Genomic DNA, 21,973 nt, shown 5'->3' on the forward strand with positions numbered 1-21,973 from the left:
GTCACAGTCGAAGGGCCCGGCACTCGCCGGGCCCTTCGTCGTATCGGCGGACGGGCGGTGCGCCCGAATGCGGCGCCCCGTCAGGAGGATTTCCGGCGCTGGACCGTTCCGGTGAAACTGAATCGATTCCCTTATCGTTCTTGTGAGAGAACCGACAGGTCAGCTCTCGGTTACCTGCCGGTCATCCGGCTACAGTCGGGGAATCCCAAAACTCGTACACCGGTTCGCCGCCGGTGTGCGAAGCCATTCGGTCGCCGGCAACGAAGCCCGCACCAAGAACCCCGTCGTTCGTGGTGTGGGCTCTTTTGTCGTCGGAGTCAGGAGTAGAGATGACCGCAGTCGCCATTCCCGGGCTGGACAACGCGCCGACGACGCACACCGGCGTGCTGTCCTGGGTCCGGGAGGTCGCCGAGCTGACCACCCCGGACCGCGTGGTGTGGGTCGACGGGTCCGACGAAGAGGCCGCCCGGATCAACGAAGGCCTGGTCGAGGCCGGCACCTTCGTGCGGCTGAAGGCCAAGCCGAACTCCTACTGGGCCACGTCCGACCCCGGCGACGTCGCGCGCGTCGAGGACCGCACCTTCATCTGCTCGAAGCGGGAGGAGGAAGCCGGCCCGACGAACAACTGGATGGCCCCGGCCGAGATGAAGGCCACCATGACCGAGCTGTACCGCGGGTGCATGCGTGGTCGCACGATGTACGTGATCCCGTTCTGCATGGGGCCGCTCGGCGACGAGAATCCCAAGCTGGGCTTGGAGATCACCGATTTCGCGTACGTGGTGGCCTCGATGCGGGTGATGACCCGCGCGGGCAAGGCGGCGCTGGACAAGTTCATCGCGCCGGACGGCAGCGAGCGCGAGTTCGTGCCCGCGCTGCACTCCGTCGGCGCGCCGCTGCAGCCGGGCGAGCAGGACGTCGCCTGGCCGTGCAGTGAGACCAAGTACATCTCGCACTTCCCGGAGGAGCGCGCGATCTGGAGCTACGGCTCCGGCTACGGCGGAAACTCCTTGCTGGGCAAGAAGTGTTACTCGTTGCGGATCGCCTCGGTGATGGCCAGGGACGAGGGCTGGCTGGCCGAGCACATGCTGATCCTCAAGCTGATCTCGCCGGAGGAGAAGGTCCACTACGTCGCGGCGGCGTTCCCGAGCGCCTGCGGCAAGACCAACCTCGCCATGCTGCAGCCGACCATTCCGGGCTGGCGCGCGGAAACCCTCGGCGACGACATCGCCTGGATGCGGTTCGGCGAGGACGGCCGGCTCTACGCGGTGAACCCGGAGTTCGGTTTCTTCGGCGTCGCGCCGGGTACCGACTACCACACCAACCCGAACGCCATGCGCACCATCGAGCAGGGCAACACGGTCTTCACCAACGTCGCTCTCACCGACGACGGGGACATCTGGTGGGAGGGCATGGAGAACAAGCCCGCGCACCTCACTTCGTGGAAGCACCAGGACTGGACGCCGGAGTCCGAAGAGAAGGCCGCGCACCCGAACTCGCGCTACTGCACGCCGATGTCGCAGTGCCCGATCCTCGCCCCGGAGTGGGACGACCCGCAGGGCGTGCCGATCTCGGCGATCCTGTTCGGCGGACGGCGCAAGACCACCGTGCCGCTGGTGAACGAGGCCCGCGACTGGCAGCACGGCGTGTTCATGGGCGCCACCATGTCCTCGGAGACCACCGCCGCGGCGGCCGGCGCGGTCGGCAACGTGCGCCGCGACCCGATGGCGATGCTGCCGTTCCTCGGCTACCACGCCGGTGACTACTTCAAGCACTGGCTGGACCTGGGCAAGAACGCCGACGCGAACAAGCTGCCGAAGATCTTCTACGTCAACTGGTTCCGCCGCGGCGACGACGGCCGGTTCCTGTGGCCGGGCTTCGGCGAGAACTCGCGCGTGCTCAAGTGGGTGCTCGATCGCGTGGAGGGCAAGGGCAACGCCACCGAGACGCCGATCGGCTACGTGCCCGCCGCGGCCGACCTGGACACCGATGGCCTGTCCGAGCCGGTCGCGGATATCGAGGCCGCGCTGGCCGTGAACCCCGAGGAGTGGCGGGCCGAGCTGCCGCTGATCGAGGAGTGGTTCGCGAAGATCGGCCAGGTGCCTGCCTCGCTGCGCGACGAGCTGGACGCGCTGGCCCATCGGCTGGGCTGAGTCCCGGAGTGTCCGAAAGGGACGTTCGTACCACGGCGGTGCGAACGTCCCTTTCGCTTTCCCGGAACGTCGGAAATCCGCCGCACTACGTATGACGATTTCGCGTTCGCGGGCTTTCCGGTTCGGCGTCACCATGACGCTGCCCGGGACGCGTGCGGACTGGGTGGCCAAGTGCCGCCGCGCTGAGGAGCTGGGCTACGACGTACTGGGGGTGGCCGATCACCTCGGCAAGTCCCCGCCATTGCCGGCCCGCGTTCTTCCGCACCGACGCCTGGCATGGAGTCCTTTTAGGACAGTCCGCTGTGGACTTCCCGGCGGTGCGAGGGCTGATCCTGCTGTGCTGCGCGGTGGGCTGGCGGAGCCTGCTGCGGCGCGGGTTCGTCTGGGCCGAACCGGCCGAGCTGACCTGGCTGGACTTCACCCGGGCGGACCGGCGGCGGGTGGTGGCGTCCCGGCTGGCCGGCGGGTTGTGCGGATTCTTCCTGGTGATCGGCTACCCGGCCGCGCTGATGCTCGCGTTCGGCGGACTGGTGGCGGGCCGCCGCGGCACTCGTCGCGGGCAGCTTCGTCCTGGCCTTCGCGACCGCGCGGCGCACCGCGTTCCAGGTCGAAGCCGCGGGTCCGCTGGTGCCGGCCGCGGCGGGAGTGGTGATTTCCGCAGCGCAGTTGGACGCGGTGTTCGTGCAGTACGTCGGCGCCGCGCTCGCGTTGGGCGGGACGGCGTTCGCATTCGGCGTTGAGGCAGTGACGCGGGCCGGGCGGGAGGTGCTGCTCGAAGGCTGGAACGCACGGCTGCTTCGGTCGGTCGCGGTGACGTTCCTGGATCCGATGATGCTGCTGCCGGAGGCCGCGCCCTCGGGCAAGTGGTCACTGCGCCCGCCCACGCCGTTGCGGCTGGCTTGGGTCGGCCCGCTCGGCCGTTCGCGGTACGCGGGGGCGGTGCTGCTGGTCGCGGTGGCCGTCGGGCACGTTGCCGTGCCGACGCTTCCCGGTGAAGTACTTGTCGGATTGGGCGGGTACATCGCGTTGATTCCGTTCGGTGCCGGTTTGGGCGTGCTCTGGCGAAATCCTGGGCGACGGAGGTGGCTGGGTTCGACGTCGTGGGAGCTGGTGATCGCACACGGAGCGGTCCTCGTGGCGGTCGCTCTTGCGTGGCCGGTGCTACTGGGGGTGGCACTACTGGCCTTGGGCACGTCGGTCTCGCAGCGCGCGTGGGTGACGGTGATCCTTGCGGTGCTTTCGGTACTGCGCACCGTGACGCGCGCGCCGGTGGACTACAGCAGCGCCGGTTTCGTGGACACCCCGGCCGGCCCGATGCCCGCGAACCTGGCGCGGCAGCTGTTCCGCGGCCCGGACCTGCTGGTGCTCGGCATCCTGCTGCTGACGCTGACCGGCTGAACTTGCGCGGCGGAGTTACTAATCCGACCATTGGTAGATCGACCCCCACTCGGCACGTAACCGTTGCTACGAAGCCATTAGGCCGTGACTGTGGTCGGATTGGTAATGATCGGCACAGTAGGCTCCGTGCCGACGAGAGGAGCCCCGAATGGGTGGTGGACACGGATCCGGCGCCGGTCATCGGGCGACCACGGAGTTCCCTTCGGACTGGAGTGCCGAGCAGATCATCGCGGTGCTCAAGGACGTGGCCAACGACCCCGACGGACCCCGCCGCCAGCAGTACAACGGCCGCTGGCGCTGCGCGGGCGAGCGGTACGGCGTGCACGTCGCGGTCCTGGTGAACGGCAACGGCCACGTGCACACCGGCTACCCGTTGTCCGGCCCCGGCGTGCTCCGCAATCCCGACACCGCCCGTGACCCGGCGAACCCCGCCGTGACGGACCGCTCGGGCAACCGCATCAGCTACTTCCTCGGCAGCCTCCTGCAGCAGCTGACCGACCGCCTGGCCAAGCGGGATCTGGCCTACTACCTCGAACTCCAGTGGTCGGGCGAATGGGAGGAACTGGCCGACACCCTGGCCGCGCACTTCACGCACACCGGCTTCCGGCTGACCGCGGACGAGTTCGCCGATTTCGAGAAACTGCTGAACTCGTTCGACCTGCCCGCCCGCGACTGCGTCTTCCTCAACGACCGCACCCGCATCCTCGCCGAACTCGGCCCCGTTCAAGGGCCGTGAACCTCCCTGCGCAGACCGCGGAGGTCCGTGAAGGGGCCCTTCACAGACTCAGAGTCCGTGAAGGGCCCCTTCACAGCCTGCGAATCGGGGTGCGGGGAAGGCTAGCTGGCTGGGGAGAGGCGGGTGGGGTCGCAGGCGAGGCGCAGCCGGTCGAGGGGTAGCTGCACGGCGTCCGCGATCGCCGCGACGGTGAAGAACGCCGGGGTCGGGATCCGGCCGGTTTCGATCTTGCGCAGGGTCTCCACCGAGATCCCCGCCTCCGCGGCCACCTCGGTCATGCTCCGGCCGGCCCGGGCGGCGCGCAGCACCACGCCCAGCCGCTCGCCGCGGGAGCGTTCTTCGTCGGTGAGAGGCACGCGCACCATGCCGCCCAGTCTAGCCACAGAGTTGTCCACTGCCTGTGGACAACTCTGTGCACAAGGGAGCCGGGGCCGTGGACAACCGAACCGGGACACAATTTCTGGGGGCATCCGGCGGTTCGCGACCCCGCACAATGGGGTTTTCCGCGTTGCGCCGATCGGCGGTACAGGCCCGTTCCCGGCGGGTTCTCCACGGAGGTGTCCACAGCATCCGGGTTGGAAAACCACTCTGTTCACATCGATACCGGGCAGCTGTGCCGCTCGCCACGCCGAGGTTCTAGGGTCAGGCCGTCGCTGTGTTGCGCAAGTGTTAGGTGAGGTCCCATGTCCACTGCCAAACCGGACCGGCGGGTGCGCGGATTCCAGTTCAGCGCCTGGAACCTGCTGTTGCTCATCCCGCTGCTGATCCTGGTCACGCCGCTGTTCAACTCAGCTGAGCCACGCCTGTTCGGCATGCCCTTCTTCTACTGGTTCCAGCTGGTCTTCGTGGTCGCCGGCGTGCTGTGCACCGGCATCGTCTACTGGGCGACCCGGAACAAACCGGCCAACCCGACCCGCGACGAGCGGGACGTGGACGACCTGGACGAGGGGAACGCCCGATGAACCACATCCAATGGGTCGAGCTGAGCATCTTCATCGTCCTGTTCGCGCTGGTCACCGTGCTCGGCTTCGTCGCGTCACGGTGGAAGGCGGGCGGATCGCTGGACCACCTCGACGAATGGGGCCTCGGCGGCCGGAAGTTCGGTTCCTGGATCACCTGGTTCCTGCTCGGCGGTGACCTCTACACCGCCTACACCTTCGTCGCGGTGCCCGCGCTCGTGTTCAGCGCCGGCGCGCTCGGCATGTACGCGCTGCCCTACACGATCGTCGTCTATCCGATCGTGCTGCTGCCCGCGTTGCGGATGTGGTCGGTCAGCCGGTCCAAGGGGTACGTGACCCCGGCCGACTTCGTCCGCGGCCGCTTCGGCTCGCCGACGCTGGCGCTGCTGATCGCGATCACCGGCATCGTCGCGACCATGCCCTACATCGCACTGCAGCTGGTCGGCCTCGAAGCCGTGCTGCGCACCATGGGCATCAACGGTTCCGGCATCGTCGGGCACCTGCCGTTGCTGGTCGCCTTCCTGATCCTGGCGCTCTACACCTACCAGTCGGGCCTGCGCGCGCCCGCGCTGATCGCGTTCGTCAAGGACATCCTGATCTACCTCGTGATCATCGTGGCGATCATCTACCTGCCGTCCAAGCTCGGCGGTTGGAGCCACATCTTCGACACGGCCAAGGAAACGCTGGCGAAGCCGAGCCCGGCGACCGGCAAACCGGCCGGTTCGCTCCTGCTGAACTCCAACAACCAGCTGCAGTACGCGACGCTGGCGCTCGGCTCTGCGCTCGCGCTGTTCCTGTACCCGCATTCGCTGACCAGCGTGCTTGCCTCCCGCGGGCGCAACGTTATCAAGCGCAACATGGTCGCGCTGCCCGCCTACTCGTTCGTGCTCGGCCTGCTCGCGCTGCTCGGCTACGTCGCGATCACGGCCGGAGTGAAGCCGCTGACCAACGCGGCCACCGGCAAGCCGGACGGCAACACCATCGTCCCGCTGCTGTTCGATTCGCAGTTCTCGAACTGGTTCGCCGGAATCGCGTTCGCCGCGATCGGGATCGGCGCGCTGGTACCCGCGGCGATCATGTCGATCGCCGCGGCGAACCTGTGGACCCGCAACATCTACAAGGAGTACCTCCGCAAGGACGCGACGCCGAGGCAGGAGGCCAAGCAGGCCAAGCTCGCTTCGCTGGTGGTGAAGCTGGGCGCGGTGCTGGTGATCATCCTGATCGATCCGCAGTTCTCCATCGACCTGCAGCTCATCGGCGGGGTGCTGATCCTGCAGACGCTGCCCGCGGTGGCGATCGCGCTCTACACCCGCTGGTTCCACAAGGCGGGGCTGATCGCCGGCTGGGCCGTGGGCATGGGCTGGGGCCTGATCATGCTGTACGGCATTCCCAACCCGGCCAACGGCAAACAGCACTTCGGCGGGTCCGCGCTGGCGATGGGCAACCTGTCGATCTTCGGCTGGCACCCGTTCGGCGGCACCGGGCTGGTCGCGGTGCAGATCTATCCCGGTTTCGTGGCGCTGATCGCGAACATCCTGGTCGCGGCGGTGGTCTCGGTGCTCGCCCGTGCGCTGAAGTGGAACCCGGGCCGGGACGACACCGGCCCCGAGGACTACCACGCGGACGAACACGACAAGGACCTGCGCCCGATCGGCGCGCACTGAGTCCTGTCGTACTGAGTCCTGTCGTACTGAGTCCTAATCGGACGAAACGGCCCGCTCATCTTCCGGTGAGCGGGCCGTTTTCGCGATCATGGCGTTCGAGACCACGTACAGCACCACCGCGTTGAGCAGGTGCCACAGGAAGTGCGTGCCGGTCGGGAAGACATCGCACACGACCTCGTCGACCTGGCGAAAGGCCAGTGACAGCGCGAAAATCGCCCCGGCTACCGCGAAGTGCGCCCAGTACGGATCGCGCGCGGCCGCGAGTGCCACCGTGAACGCGGCAAGCCCGATCAATGCCGGCAGGTAGAGCCCGCCACCGGACGCCGCCGTCGCTGCGGTCAGCCCGGCGAACGCGGGCGCGGCGAGCCAGGACCACCGCATCGGCACGCCGAAGAACATCCGCGGGAACATCGCCGCGTAATACAGCAGGAACACCGCGATCGCCGACGAGTCCGCGACCGCTCCCCACCGCGTCGCGACCAGGTGGAACACGCTGCCGGCCACGAACACCAGCCCGATCAGCCCGGCGAGCACCAGCCCGTGCCGCTGTGCGTTCGCTCCCCACCAGACCAGCCCGGCAGCCACAAGGAAGGCCAGGTTGGTCACGTCGTTGAAGGGCTCGCCCCACAGCCCGGGGGCGAGCCGTTCGCAGTAGCCGTCCACATACGCGGTCCAGTCCACGCCCGTAAGGAAACTCCTCCCGGGTTGACAGAGATACCTTGGGGGCATGAGCGACGCGGTGAGCCGGTTCCCGGTGACGGAACTCGAAGACCTGCCCGACGACCTGCGTACCCGGATCGGGGCCATCGCGGAGAAGTCCGGATTCACGCCGAACATCTTCCGCGCGCTCGGCCACCGGCCGGCCGAGCTGCGGGCCTTCCTCGACTACCACGACGCGCTGATGGAGCGCGAGGGCGGACTCAGCAAGGCCGAACGCGAGCTGGTCGTGGTCGCGACGTCCGGGGCGAACCACTGCACTTACTGCGTGGTCGCGCACGGGGCGATCCTGCGGATCCGGGCCAAGGACCCGGAGCTGTCCGACCGGGTGGCCGCGAACCCGTGGCAGGTGGAACTCGACGAACGTGGCCGCGCGATCGTGGATCTCGCGCTGGCACTGGCCCACGAGTCGGCGCTGTTCGGCGAAGGTGATCTCGAAGCGGCCCGCGAAGCCGGGCTCACCGAGGACGAGATCTGGGACATCGGCGCCATCACCGCGCTGTTCGCGATGTCCAACCGATTGGCGCACCTGACCGCGTTGCGGCCCAACTCGGAGTTCTATCTGATGGGCCGTCAGAAGCGGTAGAACGGTCCGGGCAGGTCCCTGCTCAGCTGGAACCGGATGCGCAGCCAGCTGCGCATCCGGTTCAGCGGTTCGGTCCAGATCCGCGGTGCCGGGCCGAAGTAGCGCGGGTCCCGGTGCGGGGTGAACGCGTCGCCGGTGAGGATGACCACCTCGTGCCCGCGCGGGCAGCGACCGGAGACCGAGAGCACCCCGCGGGTGAGGTTCTCGACCCAGTCGATCTCGTCGACGCCCAGCAGCGTCCGGCGGTCGCAGACAGCGCAGTAGGCGACGAACATCTAGAACTCCAGCCGCCAGATTTCTTCGGTCAGCAGCGGCCCGAACTCGTCGGTGGGGTACTGATCGGCGAGTTCGAACCCGGCCGCGCGGTAGATCCCGCGGGCGGCGCTGAGCACCGACAGCGTGGACAGCTCCATCCGGGCGTACCCGTGCGAACGGGCGAACTCGACGCACTCCCGCACGAGCCGCTTGCCGACGCCGTGCCCGCGCGCGGCCGGCTCCAGCAGGAGCATCCGCAGCTTCGCGAGGTCCGGGTCGGCGCCGGGCATGCAGAAGATGCTGCCGACACGCGCGCCGTCCAGCTCGGCGATCCAGCCGGTCTGGCGGGGATCGGGGTGCTCGGCGTAGTCCGCGACGATCCTGGTCACGAGTGCCTCGAACCGTTCGTTGAGCCCGTACTCCTCGGCGTACTGCTCACCATGCCGCTGCGTCACCCAGCCGAGGTCACCCGGACGTGGGGCGCGCAGCGTCACCATGGGTACCGGGCGCGGGGGCTGACCGACGAGTGCGGTGATGGTCCCCATCGCGCCGAGCAGCCGGCGCTGGTCGCGGTCGGGGAACCGTTCCAGCAGCCCGCCGATCTGCCGGGTCGAGCGGCCGTTCAGATCGGCGAACGCCGCCCGGCCCGCCGCGGTCAGCGCGACCACCTGCTTGCGCGCGTCGCTCGTGCTGCGCTCGCGCACGAGCAGGCCGCGGGTTTCGAGCCTGCTCAGCAGCCTGCTGGCGTACCCGCCGTCGAGGGAAAGCCGCTTGCGCAGCTCGGTGACCTGCACCTGCTCCTGCTGGGCGAGTTCGAACAGCACCCGGGCCTCGCTCAGCGAGTACTCGGCGTCGGCCGGGCCCTCGTCGAGCACGCCGATCACGCCGGTGTAGAGCCGGTTGAACGCGCGCACCGCGGCGACGCGTTCGGCCAGACTGGAGCCGGTCATCCTGGAGTACCTCACCCTCAGATCGTTGCCTGAGTCAAGGATTACCGGCGGGGCCGGGCGAGGCAAGGGGTTTCTCCCCTGCTGGGACGGCGGCGGGCGACCAGGCCCGGAAATATGGAAACCCCGTGATGCTGCCAGGTCGGGGGTCCGCCAGCATCACGGGGTCGTAGGGGGTATCGAAGCCATGTAGCGCGGCGTTACACCCTTGCTCTCATGTGGTCTGGATCACTCACGTACGTGTGGTGACCACCGTCGTTGACGCAGGTCAGCGCATGAACGGCTGACGTGCCTGCGCCAGCGCGATGAGCTCCTGCCGGACCGTGGAGGTGGCCGCGGTGTCGATCGCGCGGTTCAGCGCCCGGCGAGTGCGAGCCTCGGCGCGACGGGCACGGAGCTTGGCGGCGATGTTGCTCATTGGTGTCTGCATCCCCTTTGCAAGATCTTCGTTGGCTGTGTCTCTAGTATGCACCTTTTTTCACAAGGAATCCAACGATTCAACGGTGATGTGCCGCACTGGCCGAAGAATCATCGGCCAAGATCCAGATTTGGCCGGACAGATTTCGTGTTGGCAGTCACAAGCAGGTAACGCACCCAGTTTTTCTACGGCTATCTAGCTTCTCCGCTAGAAAGCGATAGGCAGCTGCATAGACGCCGACGAGGGGCGCCGTGGGTCAGTCGCGGCCGAGCAGGTAATGCCCGAAATGCGGCACGGTGAAGGCGATCTGCCCGCGTTCGGCGGAGTAGACCAGCCCCTTCTTCATCAGGTTGTCCCGGGCCGGCGACAGCGAGGAAGGCTTGCGGCCCAGGTAAACGGCCACGTCCGCGGTGCTGGCGGCCTCGTCCTTGCCCTGGGTCAGCTCGGCCATCGCGAGCAGGTACTCGCGCTCGGCCGGGGTCGCGCGCTCGTAGCGGGACCCGAAGAACCCGACGGCCAGCTCCGCCTCCGCCTCGGGTGCGGCGACCTGTACGTCCTTGACCGTGATCGGGTCGTCCGGTGCGGCGTCCCAGGCGGCCTTGCTGTAGGCCTGGATGAAGTACGGGTACCCGCCGGAAGCGTCGAAGAGCGCGTCCAGCGCCTCCGGCTCGATGCCCGCTTCCTCGCGCTCGATCGGGGCGAGGACGGCGAGGTCGGCGTCCGGCCGGTCCAGCCGGTCGATGCGGGCGTACCGGAAGAGCCGCTCCGAGTAGGACTTCGATGCGGACAGCACCGCGGGCACGTGCGGCAGCCCGGCGCCCACGACCACGAGCGGTGCGCCTGACTGCGACAGCTCGTGGCAGGCCGCGCACAGCGCCGAAACGTCGTCCGGCAGCAGATCCTGGATCTCGTCGATCAACAGGGCGACGCCCGTGCCGACGTCCGCGGCCAGCTCCGCGACGTCGGTGAACAGCTCCACCAGGTCGATCTCGATGTCGCCGGAATCGGCCCGGCCCTGCGCCGCGGGCGAGTCGATCCCGGGCTGCCAGCGGTCGCGTAGCTTCGCGTCCGGCTTGCTCGCCTTCAGCGCGAACGCTTTGAGCACGCCGAGCACGGTTTCCACCCGGTCCGGCGCGCGGTGGCGCACCGCGAGGTCGCGGATCGCCCGATGCAGTGCGGCGGACAGCGGACGGCGCAGCTCGGCGTCCGGTCGCGCCTCGATCTTGCCCGCACCCCAGCCGTGCCGGATCGCCATCGAACGCAGCTCGCCTAGCAGCACGGTCTTGCCGACGCCGCGCAGCCCGGTGAGCACGAGGCTGCGCTCCGGACGGCCCCGCGCCACGCGTTCGAGCACCACCTCGAACGCCTTCAGCTCGCGTTCCCGCCCCGCCAGCTCCGGCGGGCGCTGCCCGGCACCGGGCGCGAACGGATTGCGGATGGGGTCCACTCCGGCACCGTATCCGGTTGTCTAGCTCCCACCCGATATTCCGCCATACCGCGCTAGCCGTGTCGGCTCGGTGCCGAGGGATGGCCGGGTCTGCAGCCCCGTCCATCCCTACCCCCAGCATCACTCCGACGTCGGGTCAGCCCGGCAGGTTCCGCGCCGAGTAGATCTTCATCGAGTCGAGGATGTACTCGGCAGTGCCGGCGCCGTCGTACGCGTCGTCCACGTACAGCTGGCCGAGGCCTGCGAAGCAGCTCCTCGACACCGACCGCACTGCTGGGCGTAGCCACTCGTGCAGCTGTCGGGTCACGGCCTGCGCTTCGTCGGAACCGGCGCCGTACCCAGCTTCGCGAGCAGCTGCGAACGCTGTCGCAATGTCCTGTTGCTCCTGCTGGTGCGCCTGCTTCTCTGCGGGCGACAGCGAGCGCCACCACTCGCCGCCGCTTCGGTAGGCCTCAGCGCCCCAGCGTCGCGTGATCTCCTCCTCGTACCGCGTGTGGTGGAATCCGCCGAAGACCTCGTTCGCCATGAGGCGTTGACCTCCTTTCAGCTTCCGCAGCGTGGTCCGGACGGAGTCGATCTGCCTGCTGATCCGCTGCCGCTCCTGTTCGAGCAGCGCGAGATGCGTTTTCAGGGCCACCGCGCTGTCGCGCTGGCCGTCGAGCACTTCGGCGATCGCGGGCAGCCCCAGCCCCAGCTCGCGCAGCAGCAGGATCCGCTGCAGCCGGACGAGTGCCTGTTCGTCGTAGTAGCGATACCCGTTGCCGCCGATCCGTGTCGGCGCCAGCAGCCCCACCGCGTCGTAATGGCGCGGCGTCCGGCTCGTCGTACCTGCGGATTTGGCGATTTCCTGGATCGACCACTCCATTCCCGACCTCCTGATCGCTTCGACGGTAGAGGTTGACGCAGTGTCAAGGTCAAGCGTTCGGTAGCGGCGTATTCCGTTGTCTAGGGTTTTCCCGATATTCGGCTATCGAGCACTATTCGGGTTCGGCGACGAGCCGTGAGGCCCTTGGTGGCGGTAGATTTTCGGCAAGGGACCACAGACCCAGAGAGGCGGAACCGTGATTCTGCGCCGGGCGGCACGCCCACTGCTCGCGTCGATCTTCATCTTCGGCGGGATCGGCGCCCTCCGCGATGTGCAAGGCCACGCGAAGGCTGCCGAACCCCTGATCACCGGCGCCTTCGACAAGGCCGACGGTCTGGTGCCGGAGCGGGTACCGCGCGACCCGGCGACGCTGGTGCGCATCGACGCCGCGGTCAAGATCGGCGCCGGCTTCGCGCTGGCCACCGGCCGGGCCCCGCGCCTGGCGGCGGTCGCGCTGCTCGGCTCGCTGGTGCCGACCACCCTGGCCAGCCACCGGTTCTGGGCGGAGACCGACCCGGTGGCCAAAGCGGGCCAGCAGGTGCACTTCCTGAAGAACGCCGGTCTGGCCGGTGGCCTGCTCCTGGCGGTGGGCGACACCGCGGGCAAGCCGTCGCTGGGCTGGCGGGCCCGCCGCGCCGCGAAGAAGGCGGGCAAGCGGGCGGAACGGCTGGGCAAGAAGGCGGAGCGGTCCCGGACGGACTGACGGTGGTCTTGCGGGCCGGGCCGGGCCGGATTGGGCGGGGCCGGATCGGGCGGGGCCGGATCGGGCGGGGCCGGATTGGGCGGGGCCGGATTGGGCCGACGTGACTCGACCCGGATCGGTCCGGCTCGATTCGGATTGACCTGACGTGACCTGACCTGACGTGGCTCGGCTCGGATCGACCCGACCGGACGCGACCCCGACTGGCCCGACGCTGCTCGATGCGCCTCGGATTTTGACCCGATCCGGCCCGGATTGACCGGCCCGGCCCGGATTGACCCGATCCGGATCGGCCCGGCCCGGCCCAGATCGGATCGGATCGGCCCAGATCGGCCCGGCCCGGATCGGCCTGACCTGGCCCGATCCGGCCTGGCCGGATGGGCCCGATCGACTCGACCCGGCCTGGCCCGGATCGACCCGACCCGGCCTGGCCCGGATCGGCCTGGCCCGGATCGGCCTGACCTGGCCCGATCCGGCCCGGCACCCATTCGGCTGCGAAAACCGCCGGGCCACACCGGCATTCCACCGGCGCGTCCCGATGACCTCTCCAAGCTCGCCTACTTCTCCAAGATCGCCGTCACGCCCTGCCCGCCTGCCGCGCAAATCGAGATCAGGCCGCGGCCCGAGCCCTTCTCGTGCAGCAGTTTCGCCAGCGTGGCCACGATCCGCCCACCGGTCGCGGCGAACGGGTGCCCGGCGGCCAGCGAGGAACCATTCACGTTGAGCTTGGCCCGGTCGATCGGGCCGAGCGGCGCGTCCAGCCCCAGCTTCTCCTTGGCGAACGCCGGGTCGTCCCACGCCTTGAGCGTGGCGAGCACCTGCGACGCGAACGCTTCGTGGATCTCGTAGAAGTCGAAGTCCTGCAGGGAAAGTCCCGCTCGCTCCAGCATCCGTGGCACAGCGTAAGCAGGCGCCATCAGCAGACCCTCGCCGCCGTGCACGTAATCGACCGCCGCGGTCTGGCTGAACGTCAAGTAGGCCAGCACCGGCAGGTTGTGCGCCTTGGCCCACGCGTCGGTCGCGAGCAGCACGGTGGACGCGCCGTCGGTGAGGGGCGTCGAGTTGCCTGCGGTCATCGTCCCGTCCGCGCCGCCGTACACCGGCTTGAGCCGGGCCAGCTTCTCCACCGACGAGTCCGGCCGCAGATTCTGGTCGCGGGTCAGCTTGAGGAACGGGGTGAGCAGATCGTCGAAGAACCCGCGGTCGTAGGCGGCGGCGAGGTTGCGGTGGCTGGCCGCGGCGAGTTCGTCCTGCGCATCGCGGGTTATGTCCCAGACCTTCGCGGTGAGCGCGGCGTGCTCCCCCATCGACAACCCGGTGCGCGGCTCGGAGTTGCGCGGGATCTCCGGCACCAGGTGACCGGGCCGGATCTTCGCGGCGAGCTTGAGCCGGTCCGGCAGCGTCTTGGCGGCGTTGAGCCGTACGAGGATCTTCCGCAGTTCCGGGTGCACCGCGAGCGGGGCGTCACTCGTGGTGTCGACCCCGCCGGCAATCGCCGAATCGATTTCCCCGAGTGCGATCTTGTGGGCGATGTTGATCACCGCCTGCAATCCGGTGCCGCAGGCCATCTGCACGTCGGAGGCCGGGGTCACGGGCGAGAGCCTGCTGCCCAGCACACTTTCCCTGGCCAGGTTGAAGTCCTTCGAGTGCTTCAGCACCGCACCCGCGGCCACCTCGCCGATCACCTCGTCCTGCAAGGAAAACCGGCTGACCAGGCCGTCCAGCGCGGCGGTGAACATGTCCTGGTTGGCCGCCCGGGCGTAGGGCCCGTTCGATCGCGCGAACGGGATCCGGTTCCCGCCGACGATCGCGACCTTGCGCACCGCAGGGGTCTTCCTGGTCGCCATGACGTCCACCTCTCTGAAATCGTCCAGCGTCCACTGTAACCTACTTGCGAGTAAGTTAGACTGCGGCAGGACGCAGACGGCACGGGAGGCGCGTGATGGCGGACAGGTACCAGCAGTTCACGAAAACCCCGCTGGGGCGGTTCGTGGTGCCGAAGCTCGGCCTGCCCAGCCCCGCGACGCTGCGCCGGTACCGCCCCGGTCAGCCCGCGCTCGAAGGTCCCGCGCTTTTCGGTGCGGCGCCCGGCGGCCGGCTGGAGAAGTCCGTTCAGGCGCAGCTCGCCGGCGCCGGGATCGAGGTGCTCAGCACGCCTGCCGAGCGGCACGCGGCCCTGGTCTTCGACGCCACCGGCGTCCGGGACCCGGGCGAGCTGCGCGAAGTTTATCGGTTCTTCCACCCGGTGATCCGCAAGGTCGGCTCGTCCGGCCGGGTGGTCGTCCTCGGCACGCCGCCGGAGTTCGTCGAGGGGCGTGAGCGGATCGCGCAGCGGGCGCTGGAAGGCTTCGTCCGCTCGGTCGGCAAGGAGCTGAAGCGCGGGGCGACGGCGCAACTCGTGTACGTGGCCGAAGGCGCTGAAGAAGCCACCGAGTCCACGCTTCGGTTCCTCTTGTCTGCGAAGTCGGCCTTCGTGGACGCACAGGTGATCCGCGTCGGTACGCACGCCAAGACCGCGCCTACGCCGGCGAGCTGGGACAAGCCGTTGGACGGCAAGACCGCGCTGGTCACCGGTGCCTCGCGCGGGATCGGCGCGGCGATCGCCGAGACGCTGGCCCGCGACGGCGCGCACGTGGTCGCGTTGGACATCCCGGCGCAGGGCGCGGATCTGTCCACAGTGGCCAATCGGATCGGTGGTTCCGCACTGCAGCTGGACGTCACCGCCGCCGACGCGCCGGAGAGGCTCGCCGAATACCTGACGACCCGGCGTGGCGGCATCGATGTCGTCGTGCACAACGCAGGGATCACCCGGGACAAGACACTCGGCAACCTGACCGAAGCGGGCTGGGACGCGGTACTCGCCGTGAACCTGGCCGCGCAGCTGGCGGTGAACGACAAGCTGCTCGGTGACAGGGTGCTCAACGAAAACGGCCGTATCGTCGGTGTCTCCTCGATTGCGGGAATCGCCGGCAACGTAGGCCAGACCAACTACGCCACGTCGAAGGCGGGCGTGATCGGCATGGTGAACGTCGGTGCCCCGCAGCTCGCCGAGTACGGCGGCACGATCAACGCGGTCGCCCCCGGGCTCATCGAGACGCGGATGACCGCCGCCGTCCCGCTGTTCATTCGCGAGGCCGGGCGGCGGCTGTCCAGTCTCGGGCAGGGCGGATTGCCGGTGGACGTCGCGGAAACCATTGCGTGGTACGCGAATCCGGCGTCCGCGGCGGTCAACGGCAACGTGGTCCGCGTGTGTGGCCAAGCGCTGCTGGGGGCGTGATGACGGTCCGTGAGCTGAGCAGTGCGCCGAATCTGGCTTCGCTGTACGCGAAAGCGCTGCTGAGCCGTGGCGGCGGGACGACGCTGCCGGACATCGAGTTGGTGCGCCCCGAGGTCGTCGTGGACCCCGCGCACGTCGCGGCCTACGCCGACGTCTGCGGATTCCGCTACTCCGACGAGCTACCCGCGACGTATCCGCACATGCTCGTCTTCGGCATGCAGATGTCGTTGATGACCGAACCGGGTTTCCCGTTCCCGCTGCTCGGCTTGGTGCACGTGGAAAACCGGATCACCCAGCGTCGTCCGCTGCGCCTCGGCGAGACGTTCAGTGCCCGGGTGCGCGCGGCGAACCTGCGGCCGCACGAGAAGGGCCGGCAGCTCGACCTCGTGAGCGAGCTGCGCGTCGGTGAGGAAACCGTGTGGTCAGCGGTGTCGACTTATCTACGTCGCGGCGAGGGCTCCTCGCCGGCCGGTCCTCGCGCGGCCCTGACACCTCCGTCGCCCACCGGACTGTGGCATATCCCGGGCGACATCGGCCGCCGCTACGCCGAGGTTTCGGGCGACCGCAACCCGATCCACCTGCACCCGCTGACCGCCCGCATGTTCGGCTTCCCGAAGGCGATCGCGCACGGCATGTGGACGAAGGCCCATGCGCTGGCCTCGTTCGAAGGCCGGCTGCCGCCCGCGTTCAGCGTCGAGGTGCGGTTCAAACAACCGGTGCTGCTCCCCGCGAAGGCCGCGTTCACCAGCTGGCACACCGACGACGGCTGGGCCTTCGAACTGTGGCACGCCCGCAAGCCGAAGCCGCATCTCGACGGCGTGATCTCAGGCGTCTGACGGCTTCCAGACCTGTCCTTCGACGAGGTCGTTGAACCCGAGCCAGACGAGATTCATCAGCCACGAAGCGAGCACGCCGTCGGAGATCTCCGGGTGGTCCAGCGCCCAGTCGGCCAGCGATTCCGCCGCGCCCACCAGCGCCGCGGACAGGCCGGTCCCGGAGAACTCCGCCTGCTCGCCGAGCCCTTTCCGCGTGCCCGCAGCCACGACCAGCGCGGCGACCAGCTCGATCGCACGCATGCGCATGTCGGTGATCTCGGCGGCGAACGTGCCGCCGACGGTGAGGGCCTGGCGGTGCAACACCGTCCAGGATTCGCGGTACTCGCCGACGAAGCGGTAGAAGGAACGCAGGCCGTGCCACAGCTGCATGTCCGGCGGCAGTTCGGGTTGCACGCCGGCCTGGACGGCCTCCAGCAGGCGGTTCGCCTCGCGCTGGACGCACTTGCCGAACAGGTCCTCCTTGGCGCCCAAATAGGTGTAGATCATCGGCTTGGAGACCCCTGCGACCTCGGAGATCTCGTCCATCGAGGCCGCGTGGTAGCCGTGGCGGGCGAACACCTGCACCGCGGCGTCCAGGATCTGCCGCTCGCGGACCGCGCGGGGCAGCCGGCGGGCGCGCTCGGGTGGGGGCGGGGCTTCGTCGGACACTGTGGTTCTGACCTCCTCTTGCTGGCAAGAGACGGTACCGGTCGGCGTGGCCGGAGCTGGCTTGCCTGCTTACCTACTCGTCGGTAGCCTTGCGCTCGCGGTGCGCGGGAAGGGAGTCCGATGGCCGACGATGCCGAGCCGACCGGCCCCAGCCTGCGCGGGCCGGCGCTGCTCGACGCCCTGGATCAGGCGGATATCGCCGACCCCGGCGTGACCGACGTGAATGCGGTCGCCGACGCGATCGATCCCCGTGAGCTGGGCCGGGAAGACCTCCGCAGACTGCTCGCCACGCTGCTGAGACTCGCCGAGCGGGCACCGGCTTTCGCGTTGGCGAAGGTCGACCCGGAGCGGCTGGCCACCCTGGTCGCGCGCGCGTCGCGGGCGCAACTGGAAGCGGTGGTCGCCGACCGTGGCCTGCGCCTGAAGGTGCTGGACGAGATCTTTGCCCGGATGGGCGCGCACATCCGAGTCGATCGGGCAAGATCGCTACACGCCGTCGTCCACTGGCGCCTTTCCGGCGAAGACGGCTATGACCGCTACGAAACCACGATCTCGCAAGGCGCCTGCACCGTGTCCCGGCAGATGCGCAAAGAGCCGCGGGTGACGATCACCGTCTCGCCAGTGGACTTCTTCCGGCTCATCACTCACCAGGCGACGCCGGCGGTGTTGTTCGTGACCGGAAAGCTCAAGGTAAAAGGCGATCTGGCCTTCGCCGCCGGTCTGATCGGCTACTTCGACCTGCCCCGCCCGGCGTAGCCACCGTGCCCCGCAACCTCCCGCGCGCCACGCCGCCGACGGACGACCATGCCGTGAACGGTTTCGCCCGTGCCCTGGTCGTCGAAAAGCTGACGCCGCAACAGTTCGTGCAGGTCCTGGCGACCCTGCACATGCTGGGCTCAGCCGGCGCCGGAATCGAACTCAGCGCGCTGACCACCCAGTCGTTGGTGGACGTCGTCGCAGCAGCAACCCGCGACCAGCTGAAGGCCCTGGCCGACCACCCGGACCTACGCGCCGTGTTCTTGGACGAGATCTTCCGCCGAATGTCCGAACACCTCCACCCCGATCGCGCCCGCCACGTCGACTTGGTCGTCGCCTGGCGCTTCCCCCGCGACGGCGGCTACGACCGCTACCAGACAGTGATCGAGGATGGCCTGTGTCTTGAGCACCGAGCTGACCCGCTCGCCGGACACCACGATCACCGTGCAGGCAGAAGACTTCATCCGCATGGCGACCGGCAACGCCACGGCCGCCGCGATGTTCGTGACTGGTCGTGTCCGGGTGAAGGGGGAGTATGCACCGGCGGTGCGGTTGCCGGGGTACTTCGACATCCCTCGGCCGAGTGGGACTCTGAGCGGATGAAGGGGCAGCAAATATTCTCTGTCCGCTGACTTGATTTGGCGGTAGTCTCCTTCGCTGTGACAGAGACTACTTCGAGCGGCCAGCAAGGTCTATGGCAGGAGGGCTCAGCTCCCAGCGCGGATGCGCAACTCGACGAGGTCGCTGCTGAGATCTTTAAACTGGACCCCGATGGCCATCGTTTCGCAAAGGCTATCCGCACCAGTATTGATTTGCTTCTCGATGGTCAGCACACCGGCCGTTATCGCTGGGAGGACCTGCATAAGACAGAAAAGACACACGCTGGAACTTTGATTGAAATAAATATCCAGCGAGAATTCAATTTTTCAGACGGTGTGAAAATGGATTATTCCATTAATGGTGTCGATGTCGACTGCAAGTTTTCGCAGTCCATGAATGGATGGATGATCCCGCCCGAGGCCGAGGGGCACCTGCTGCTGGTTGTGTGGGCGAGTGATCGGGAGTCGAAGTGGTGTGCCGGGCTGGTTCGTGCCGAAGCGGGGTGCCTGAACATGAAAGGCAAAGGAAACCGTGACGGAAAGCGATCGCTGAATATTTTTGGCCGACGGCAGATCCGCTGGCTCTTCCGGGACGCTCAGCTCAAAGAGAACCTCCTGGTGAACCTGCCGCAGGACGACCTTAGTGCGATTTTCTCGTTCACAAAGTCCGGTCAAGCGCGAGTAAACGAACTATTTCGCCGTTCCTTGGGGCGGGTGGTCACCCGGAATGTTGTAGCTACCGTTGCCATGCAGGATGACTATATGAAGCGAGTGCGAGGAAACGGCGGCGCCCGCACTAGTCTTAAAAAAGAAGGAATCCTCATCCTGGGGGACTATGCCCGGCATGTTTCCGTAGCCAGGAAGCTGCACATTGCCGAGCCAGGTCCGGGCGAGTTCGTTAGTGTAAAGGTTCGCCCCTTGCGTGCTGATGATGACCGGGCTCCCCGCGTTATACTTGACGGGCAAACCTGGGTCGTTGCGTCACCAGATGAACTGGCGTCTGTTCCGGCTCCAGTTCTGCCGAGTGTAAAGTCACAATAGCAGGGAAGTTTGGGTTAGTTAAGTGCGTAAGAGCTGCTAGCTCACTTTTGACCTGTTCTTCTGGAAGAACTCGTGGCGCCCATGATCGCCTTGGCCAACGAATGCCTTGAAGGCGACAAGCTTGTACTTAAGTGTACTCCCTTGTTTCTCTGTGATGATGTGAAAGTCCCGGCGAAGCATGTCAATTCGTTTCTTGAGCTCAGGTATGCTGATCTCCAGGCCAGCTTCTTTGATGAGTGCCTTGGACGAGACGAAGCCGTTTGCTTCGCGCAAGACTCGGTAAACAGGATCGTGCTCCTGGCTGACCTTCCGGTCGCTTGCGGAACCCTCCTTCATGAGCGCGCGCATAATGGCATCACCAATTCCGCGAGCCATGGGTGGCGGGAACGCGTTTCCAATTTGCCGGTAGTTCGATGTCTTTCGCCCAGTAAAGACCCAGTTCTCGAACTCTCCGGACCATCCTTGAATTCGGGCGACCATTTCATTGGTCAGCTTTGGACCGGGCTTTCCTTCGAATACATCGTCGCGCTGGGGCGCGTCGTTGGCGAGGCCCATGGCGTCTACGCCCAGTTCGGCCCAGGCCCGCTTTGCGCGAGTTGGGCCGAGGTCGGCGCCGCCGTGCTTCTTGGACCCTCCCACGATGGTTGGAGCGATCTTAGCTGCTTTTTTCTTCCATTCTTCAAGTCCTTTCCAGCCATGCTTCCCCAGCAAGTCGCCGATGGCATCGGCGACCGTGACCTCGTCTTCTGATTCTTCCGGCCAGGTGAAGTAGTCCGCGTATTCTTGCTGGAGTGCAACCAGAACGAATCGCGGCCGCAACTGCGGGACTCCAAAGCCTGCCGCGTGGAGCAGCCGCCATTCAGCCACGTAGCCGAATTCGGTGAGCTGGTCGAGCACGTGCTGCCGGTATCCGGCGAATCGTGGCATGCTCAAGCCCCGGACATTCTCCAGCATTACGGCACGAGGCCGGATCACATCGACTTGCTGGACCGCCCAGGCGAACAGATCGCGTTCATCGGTCGCGCCAAGCTGCTTCCCGGCGATGGTGAACGGAGGGCATGGGACACCACCCGCGAGTAGCGCCAGTTCACGGTGGCCAAACTCGCCGTCTGGGCCGTGGTCGGCTGGACGCCATACATCTGGGTCGGCGACGTCTCCCTCGATGACTACTTCGCTGGGCAGGTTCGCCCGCAAGGTTGCGCACGCATTGTGATCAAGCTCGATGGCTAGCCTGTGCTTAAATCCAGCTTTCTCCAGGCCGAGCGCTTGTCCTCCAGCTCCAGCGCAGATCTCGATGACCTCGAAGGTCTCACTCACAGTAACTCCTTCCAGGCGAGGCGGGGACGCGCACGTAAGGCGGTATCTTTCCCTACGGCTTGGTACCCCCGGCGGGAGGGATCGCTATGGCTGGAGACAGTGCGCGCGAGCGGGCGCACGCGCGCGGGCTCTACCCAGCGCCGGCGAGCGAGGGACGGTCGCGCAACATGCGCGCGAACCGCCGCGCAGATACCAAGCCTGAAGTTGCGCTGCGCCGTGAGCTGCATCGCCTGGGCTACCGGTACCGGAAGGATTTGCCTCTCGTCCTGGACAGCGGGGTACGGGTCCGGCCGGACATCGTCTTCACCGCCCGGCGGATTGCGGTGTTCGTGGATGGCTGCTTCTGGCACGTTTGCCCTGACCACGGAAGACAGCCGACGAGCAACGAGTGGTACTGGACGCCGAAGCTCAAGCGAAACATAGCTCGCGATCAGCTTGTTACCACTGCACTGGCGGATGCTGGATGGCACGTTGTGCGCATCTGGGAGCATGTTCCGCTGCCGGATGCCATAGCGGCGGTTACCAGCGCGATGGACTAGGTGGAACATGTGTTCGACCCTAGCGGCATACCCCGGCAGAAAACCGGCGCGCGCCTATTCGACACGCCGACCTGTTCTCAGCAAAGGTACGGTGTCCTGCGGCTGCGAGCGGGTAAGG

Annotated in this window: 22 protein-coding genes and 1 pseudogene; 13 read left to right on the forward strand and 10 right to left on the reverse strand. The window is 67.4% G+C overall.

Annotated features, from left to right (window positions below; genetic code table 11):
- Positions 1-329 precede the first annotated feature (329 nt).
- The 3 genes from ATK36_RS17200 (at position 330) to ATK36_RS17215 (ending at position 4,284) form a co-directional block, all read left to right on the forward strand.
- On the forward strand, positions 330-2,150 hold the full coding sequence (locus ATK36_RS17200) for a phosphoenolpyruvate carboxykinase (GTP) (RefSeq protein ID WP_098512494.1): 1,821 nt from the start codon (positions 330-332) through the stop codon (positions 2,148-2,150).
- Between the two features lie 627 nt (positions 2,151-2,777).
- Complete coding sequence (locus tag ATK36_RS17210; RefSeq protein WP_245915412.1) at positions 2,778-3,548, forward strand: DUF6297 family protein; 771 nt, start codon at positions 2,778-2,780, stop codon at positions 3,546-3,548.
- Positions 3,549-3,696: 148 nt separating this feature from the next.
- Positions 3,697-4,284 carry an EndoU domain-containing protein gene (locus ATK36_RS17215; RefSeq protein ID WP_098512495.1) on the forward strand — a complete coding sequence of 196 codons (588 nt, stop codon included), beginning with the start codon at positions 3,697-3,699 and terminating at the stop codon, positions 4,282-4,284.
- Positions 4,285-4,385: 101 nt separating this feature from the next.
- Here the strand turns inward: ATK36_RS17215 and ATK36_RS17220 are convergent, their stop codons facing one another.
- Entirely contained in the window at positions 4,386-4,649 is a 264-nt protein-coding gene (locus tag ATK36_RS17220; protein WP_098512496.1) for a helix-turn-helix domain-containing protein, read from the reverse strand.
- Between the two features lie 318 nt (positions 4,650-4,967).
- Here ATK36_RS17220 and ATK36_RS17225 point away from each other — a divergent pair, with 318 nt between their 5' ends.
- Both ATK36_RS17225 and mctP read left to right on the forward strand, forming a co-directional pair.
- Positions 4,968-5,246, forward strand: a complete 279-nt coding sequence (locus tag ATK36_RS17225) for a DUF3311 domain-containing protein (RefSeq protein WP_098512497.1) — start codon at positions 4,968-4,970, stop codon at positions 5,244-5,246.
- Entirely contained in the window at positions 5,243-6,907 is a 1,665-nt protein-coding gene (gene mctP, locus ATK36_RS17230) for a monocarboxylate uptake permease MctP (protein WP_098512498.1), read from the forward strand. Before ATK36_RS17225 ends, mctP begins: the two co-directional genes overlap by 4 nt.
- 33 nt (positions 6,908-6,940) lie before the next feature.
- On the opposite strand, the gene ATK36_RS17235 is transcribed toward mctP, so the two are convergent.
- Entirely contained in the window at positions 6,941-7,588 is a 648-nt protein-coding gene (locus ATK36_RS17235; RefSeq protein WP_098512499.1) for a hypothetical protein, read from the reverse strand.
- A gap of 46 nt (positions 7,589-7,634) precedes the next feature.
- Here ATK36_RS17235 and ATK36_RS17240 point away from each other — a divergent pair, with 46 nt between their 5' ends.
- On the forward strand, positions 7,635-8,210 hold the full coding sequence (locus ATK36_RS17240; protein WP_098512500.1) for a peroxidase-related enzyme: 576 nt from the start codon (positions 7,635-7,637) through the stop codon (positions 8,208-8,210).
- Here ATK36_RS17240 and ATK36_RS17245 read toward each other — a convergent pair.
- The 5 genes from ATK36_RS17245 to ATK36_RS17260 all read right to left on the reverse strand — a co-directional run bounded on the left by ATK36_RS17245 (position 8,198) and on the right by ATK36_RS17260 (position 12,142).
- Positions 8,198-8,485, reverse strand: a complete 288-nt coding sequence (locus ATK36_RS17245) for a hypothetical protein (RefSeq protein WP_098512501.1) — start codon at positions 8,483-8,485, stop codon at positions 8,198-8,200. The two genes, ATK36_RS17240 and ATK36_RS17245, sit on opposite strands and share 13 nt — an antisense overlap.
- Complete coding sequence (locus tag ATK36_RS17250) at positions 8,486-9,415, reverse strand: bifunctional helix-turn-helix transcriptional regulator/GNAT family N-acetyltransferase (RefSeq protein ID WP_098512502.1); 930 nt, start codon at positions 9,413-9,415, stop codon at positions 8,486-8,488.
- A 265-nt stretch (positions 9,416-9,680) separates the two neighbouring features.
- Positions 9,681-9,830 (reverse strand): hypothetical protein, encoded by a 150-nt coding sequence (locus tag ATK36_RS32290; protein WP_162836041.1) that lies wholly within the window; start codon positions 9,828-9,830, stop codon positions 9,681-9,683.
- 256 nt (positions 9,831-10,086) lie between these two features.
- Positions 10,087-11,277, reverse strand: a complete 1,191-nt coding sequence (locus ATK36_RS17255; RefSeq protein ID WP_098512503.1) for an ATP-binding protein — start codon at positions 11,275-11,277, stop codon at positions 10,087-10,089.
- A 136-nt stretch (positions 11,278-11,413) separates the two neighbouring features.
- Entirely contained in the window at positions 11,414-12,142 is a 729-nt protein-coding gene (locus ATK36_RS17260) for a MerR family transcriptional regulator (RefSeq protein WP_098512504.1), read from the reverse strand.
- A 196-nt stretch (positions 12,143-12,338) separates the two neighbouring features.
- Here ATK36_RS17260 and ATK36_RS17265 point away from each other — a divergent pair, with 196 nt between their 5' ends.
- On the forward strand, positions 12,339-12,845 hold the full coding sequence (locus ATK36_RS17265) for a DoxX family protein (protein WP_098512505.1): 507 nt from the start codon (positions 12,339-12,341) through the stop codon (positions 12,843-12,845).
- A gap of 554 nt (positions 12,846-13,399) precedes the next feature.
- Here the strand turns inward: ATK36_RS17265 and ATK36_RS17270 are convergent.
- Positions 13,400-14,689 carry an acetyl-CoA C-acetyltransferase gene (locus ATK36_RS17270; RefSeq protein WP_098514952.1) on the reverse strand — a complete coding sequence of 430 codons (1,290 nt, stop codon included), beginning with the start codon at positions 14,687-14,689 and terminating at the stop codon, positions 13,400-13,402.
- Between the two features lie 95 nt (positions 14,690-14,784).
- Here ATK36_RS17270 and ATK36_RS17275 point away from each other — a divergent pair, with 95 nt between their 5' ends.
- Both ATK36_RS17275 and ATK36_RS17280 read left to right on the forward strand, forming a co-directional pair.
- The gene (locus tag ATK36_RS17275; RefSeq protein ID WP_098512506.1) at positions 14,785-16,119 is read left to right on the forward strand and encodes a 3-oxoacyl-ACP reductase; all 1,335 of its coding nucleotides are present in this window, start codon (positions 14,785-14,787) and stop codon (positions 16,117-16,119) included.
- A complete protein-coding gene (locus ATK36_RS17280) occupies positions 16,119-16,955 on the forward strand; it encodes a MaoC/PaaZ C-terminal domain-containing protein (RefSeq protein ID WP_098514953.1) in 837 nt (278 codons plus the stop codon). The genes ATK36_RS17275 and ATK36_RS17280 overlap by 1 nt, the downstream gene beginning before the upstream one ends.
- Here the strand turns inward: ATK36_RS17280 and ATK36_RS17285 are convergent.
- On the reverse strand, positions 16,944-17,603 hold the full coding sequence (locus tag ATK36_RS17285; protein ID WP_098512507.1) for a TetR/AcrR family transcriptional regulator: 660 nt from the start codon (positions 17,601-17,603) through the stop codon (positions 16,944-16,946). The two genes, ATK36_RS17280 and ATK36_RS17285, sit on opposite strands and share 12 nt — an antisense overlap.
- Positions 17,604-17,723: 120 nt before the next feature.
- Here ATK36_RS17285 and ATK36_RS17290 point away from each other — a divergent pair, with 120 nt between their 5' ends.
- The 3 genes and pseudogenes from ATK36_RS17290 (at position 17,724) to ATK36_RS17300 (ending at position 19,999) form a co-directional block, all read left to right on the forward strand.
- Entirely contained in the window at positions 17,724-18,359 is a 636-nt protein-coding gene (locus ATK36_RS17290; protein WP_098512508.1) for an SCP2 sterol-binding domain-containing protein, read from the forward strand.
- Between the two features lie 53 nt (positions 18,360-18,412).
- Positions 18,413-18,962, forward strand: a pseudogene (locus ATK36_RS17295) (SCP2 sterol-binding domain-containing protein).
- Positions 18,963-19,018: 56 nt separating this feature from the next.
- Entirely contained in the window at positions 19,019-19,999 is a 981-nt protein-coding gene (locus ATK36_RS17300) for a NaeI family type II restriction endonuclease (RefSeq protein ID WP_098512509.1), read from the forward strand.
- Positions 20,000-20,035: 36 nt separating this feature from the next.
- Here ATK36_RS17300 and ATK36_RS17305 read toward each other — a convergent pair whose 3' ends face one another.
- A complete protein-coding gene (locus tag ATK36_RS17305; RefSeq protein ID WP_211291893.1) occupies positions 20,036-21,316 on the reverse strand; it encodes a DNA cytosine methyltransferase in 1,281 nt (426 codons plus the stop codon).
- Positions 21,317-21,402: 86 nt separating this feature from the next.
- Here ATK36_RS17305 and ATK36_RS17310 point away from each other — a divergent pair, with 86 nt between their 5' ends.
- Positions 21,403-21,855: a very short patch repair endonuclease gene (locus ATK36_RS17310; protein ID WP_098512510.1), complete on the forward strand. Its 453-nt coding sequence runs from the start codon at positions 21,403-21,405 to the stop codon at positions 21,853-21,855.
- The last annotated feature ends 118 nt before the right edge of the window (positions 21,856-21,973 follow it).

This window comes from Amycolatopsis sulphurea (assembly GCF_002564045.1).
GTDB classification, from domain to species: domain Bacteria; phylum Actinomycetota; class Actinomycetes; order Mycobacteriales; family Pseudonocardiaceae; genus Amycolatopsis; species Amycolatopsis sulphurea.

Coding starts and splice junctions, on each gene's coding strand:
- ATK36_RS17290 (WP_098512508.1), top strand. CDS start 17,724: ATGGCCGACGATGCCGAGCCGACCGGCCCCAGCCTGCGCGGGCCGGCG.
- ATK36_RS17215 (WP_098512495.1), top strand. CDS start 3,697: ATGGGTGGTGGACACGGATCCGGCGCCGGTCATCGGGCGACCACGGAG.
- ATK36_RS17280 (WP_098514953.1), top strand. CDS start 16,119: ATGACGGTCCGTGAGCTGAGCAGTGCGCCGAATCTGGCTTCGCTGTAC.
- mctP (WP_098512498.1), top strand. CDS start 5,243: ATGAACCACATCCAATGGGTCGAGCTGAGCATCTTCATCGTCCTGTTC.
- ATK36_RS17250 (WP_098512502.1), bottom strand. CDS start 9,415: ATGACCGGCTCCAGTCTGGCCGAACGCGTCGCCGCGGTGCGCGCGTTC.
- ATK36_RS17245 (WP_098512501.1), bottom strand. CDS start 8,485: ATGTTCGTCGCCTACTGCGCTGTCTGCGACCGCCGGACGCTGCTGGGC.
- ATK36_RS17220 (WP_098512496.1), bottom strand. CDS start 4,649: ATGGTGCGCGTGCCTCTCACCGACGAAGAACGCTCCCGCGGCGAGCGG.
- ATK36_RS17200 (WP_098512494.1), top strand. CDS start 330: ATGACCGCAGTCGCCATTCCCGGGCTGGACAACGCGCCGACGACGCAC.
- ATK36_RS17310 (WP_098512510.1), top strand. CDS start 21,403: ATGGCTGGAGACAGTGCGCGCGAGCGGGCGCACGCGCGCGGGCTCTAC.
- ATK36_RS17260 (WP_098512504.1), bottom strand. CDS start 12,142: ATGGAGTGGTCGATCCAGGAAATCGCCAAATCCGCAGGTACGACGAGC.
- ATK36_RS17275 (WP_098512506.1), top strand. CDS start 14,785: ATGGCGGACAGGTACCAGCAGTTCACGAAAACCCCGCTGGGGCGGTTC.
- ATK36_RS32290 (WP_162836041.1), bottom strand. CDS start 9,830: ATGAGCAACATCGCCGCCAAGCTCCGTGCCCGTCGCGCCGAGGCTCGC.
- ATK36_RS17240 (WP_098512500.1), top strand. CDS start 7,635: ATGAGCGACGCGGTGAGCCGGTTCCCGGTGACGGAACTCGAAGACCTG.
- ATK36_RS17270 (WP_098514952.1), bottom strand. CDS start 14,689: ATGGCGACCAGGAAGACCCCTGCGGTGCGCAAGGTCGCGATCGTCGGC.
- ATK36_RS17225 (WP_098512497.1), top strand. CDS start 4,968: ATGTCCACTGCCAAACCGGACCGGCGGGTGCGCGGATTCCAGTTCAGC.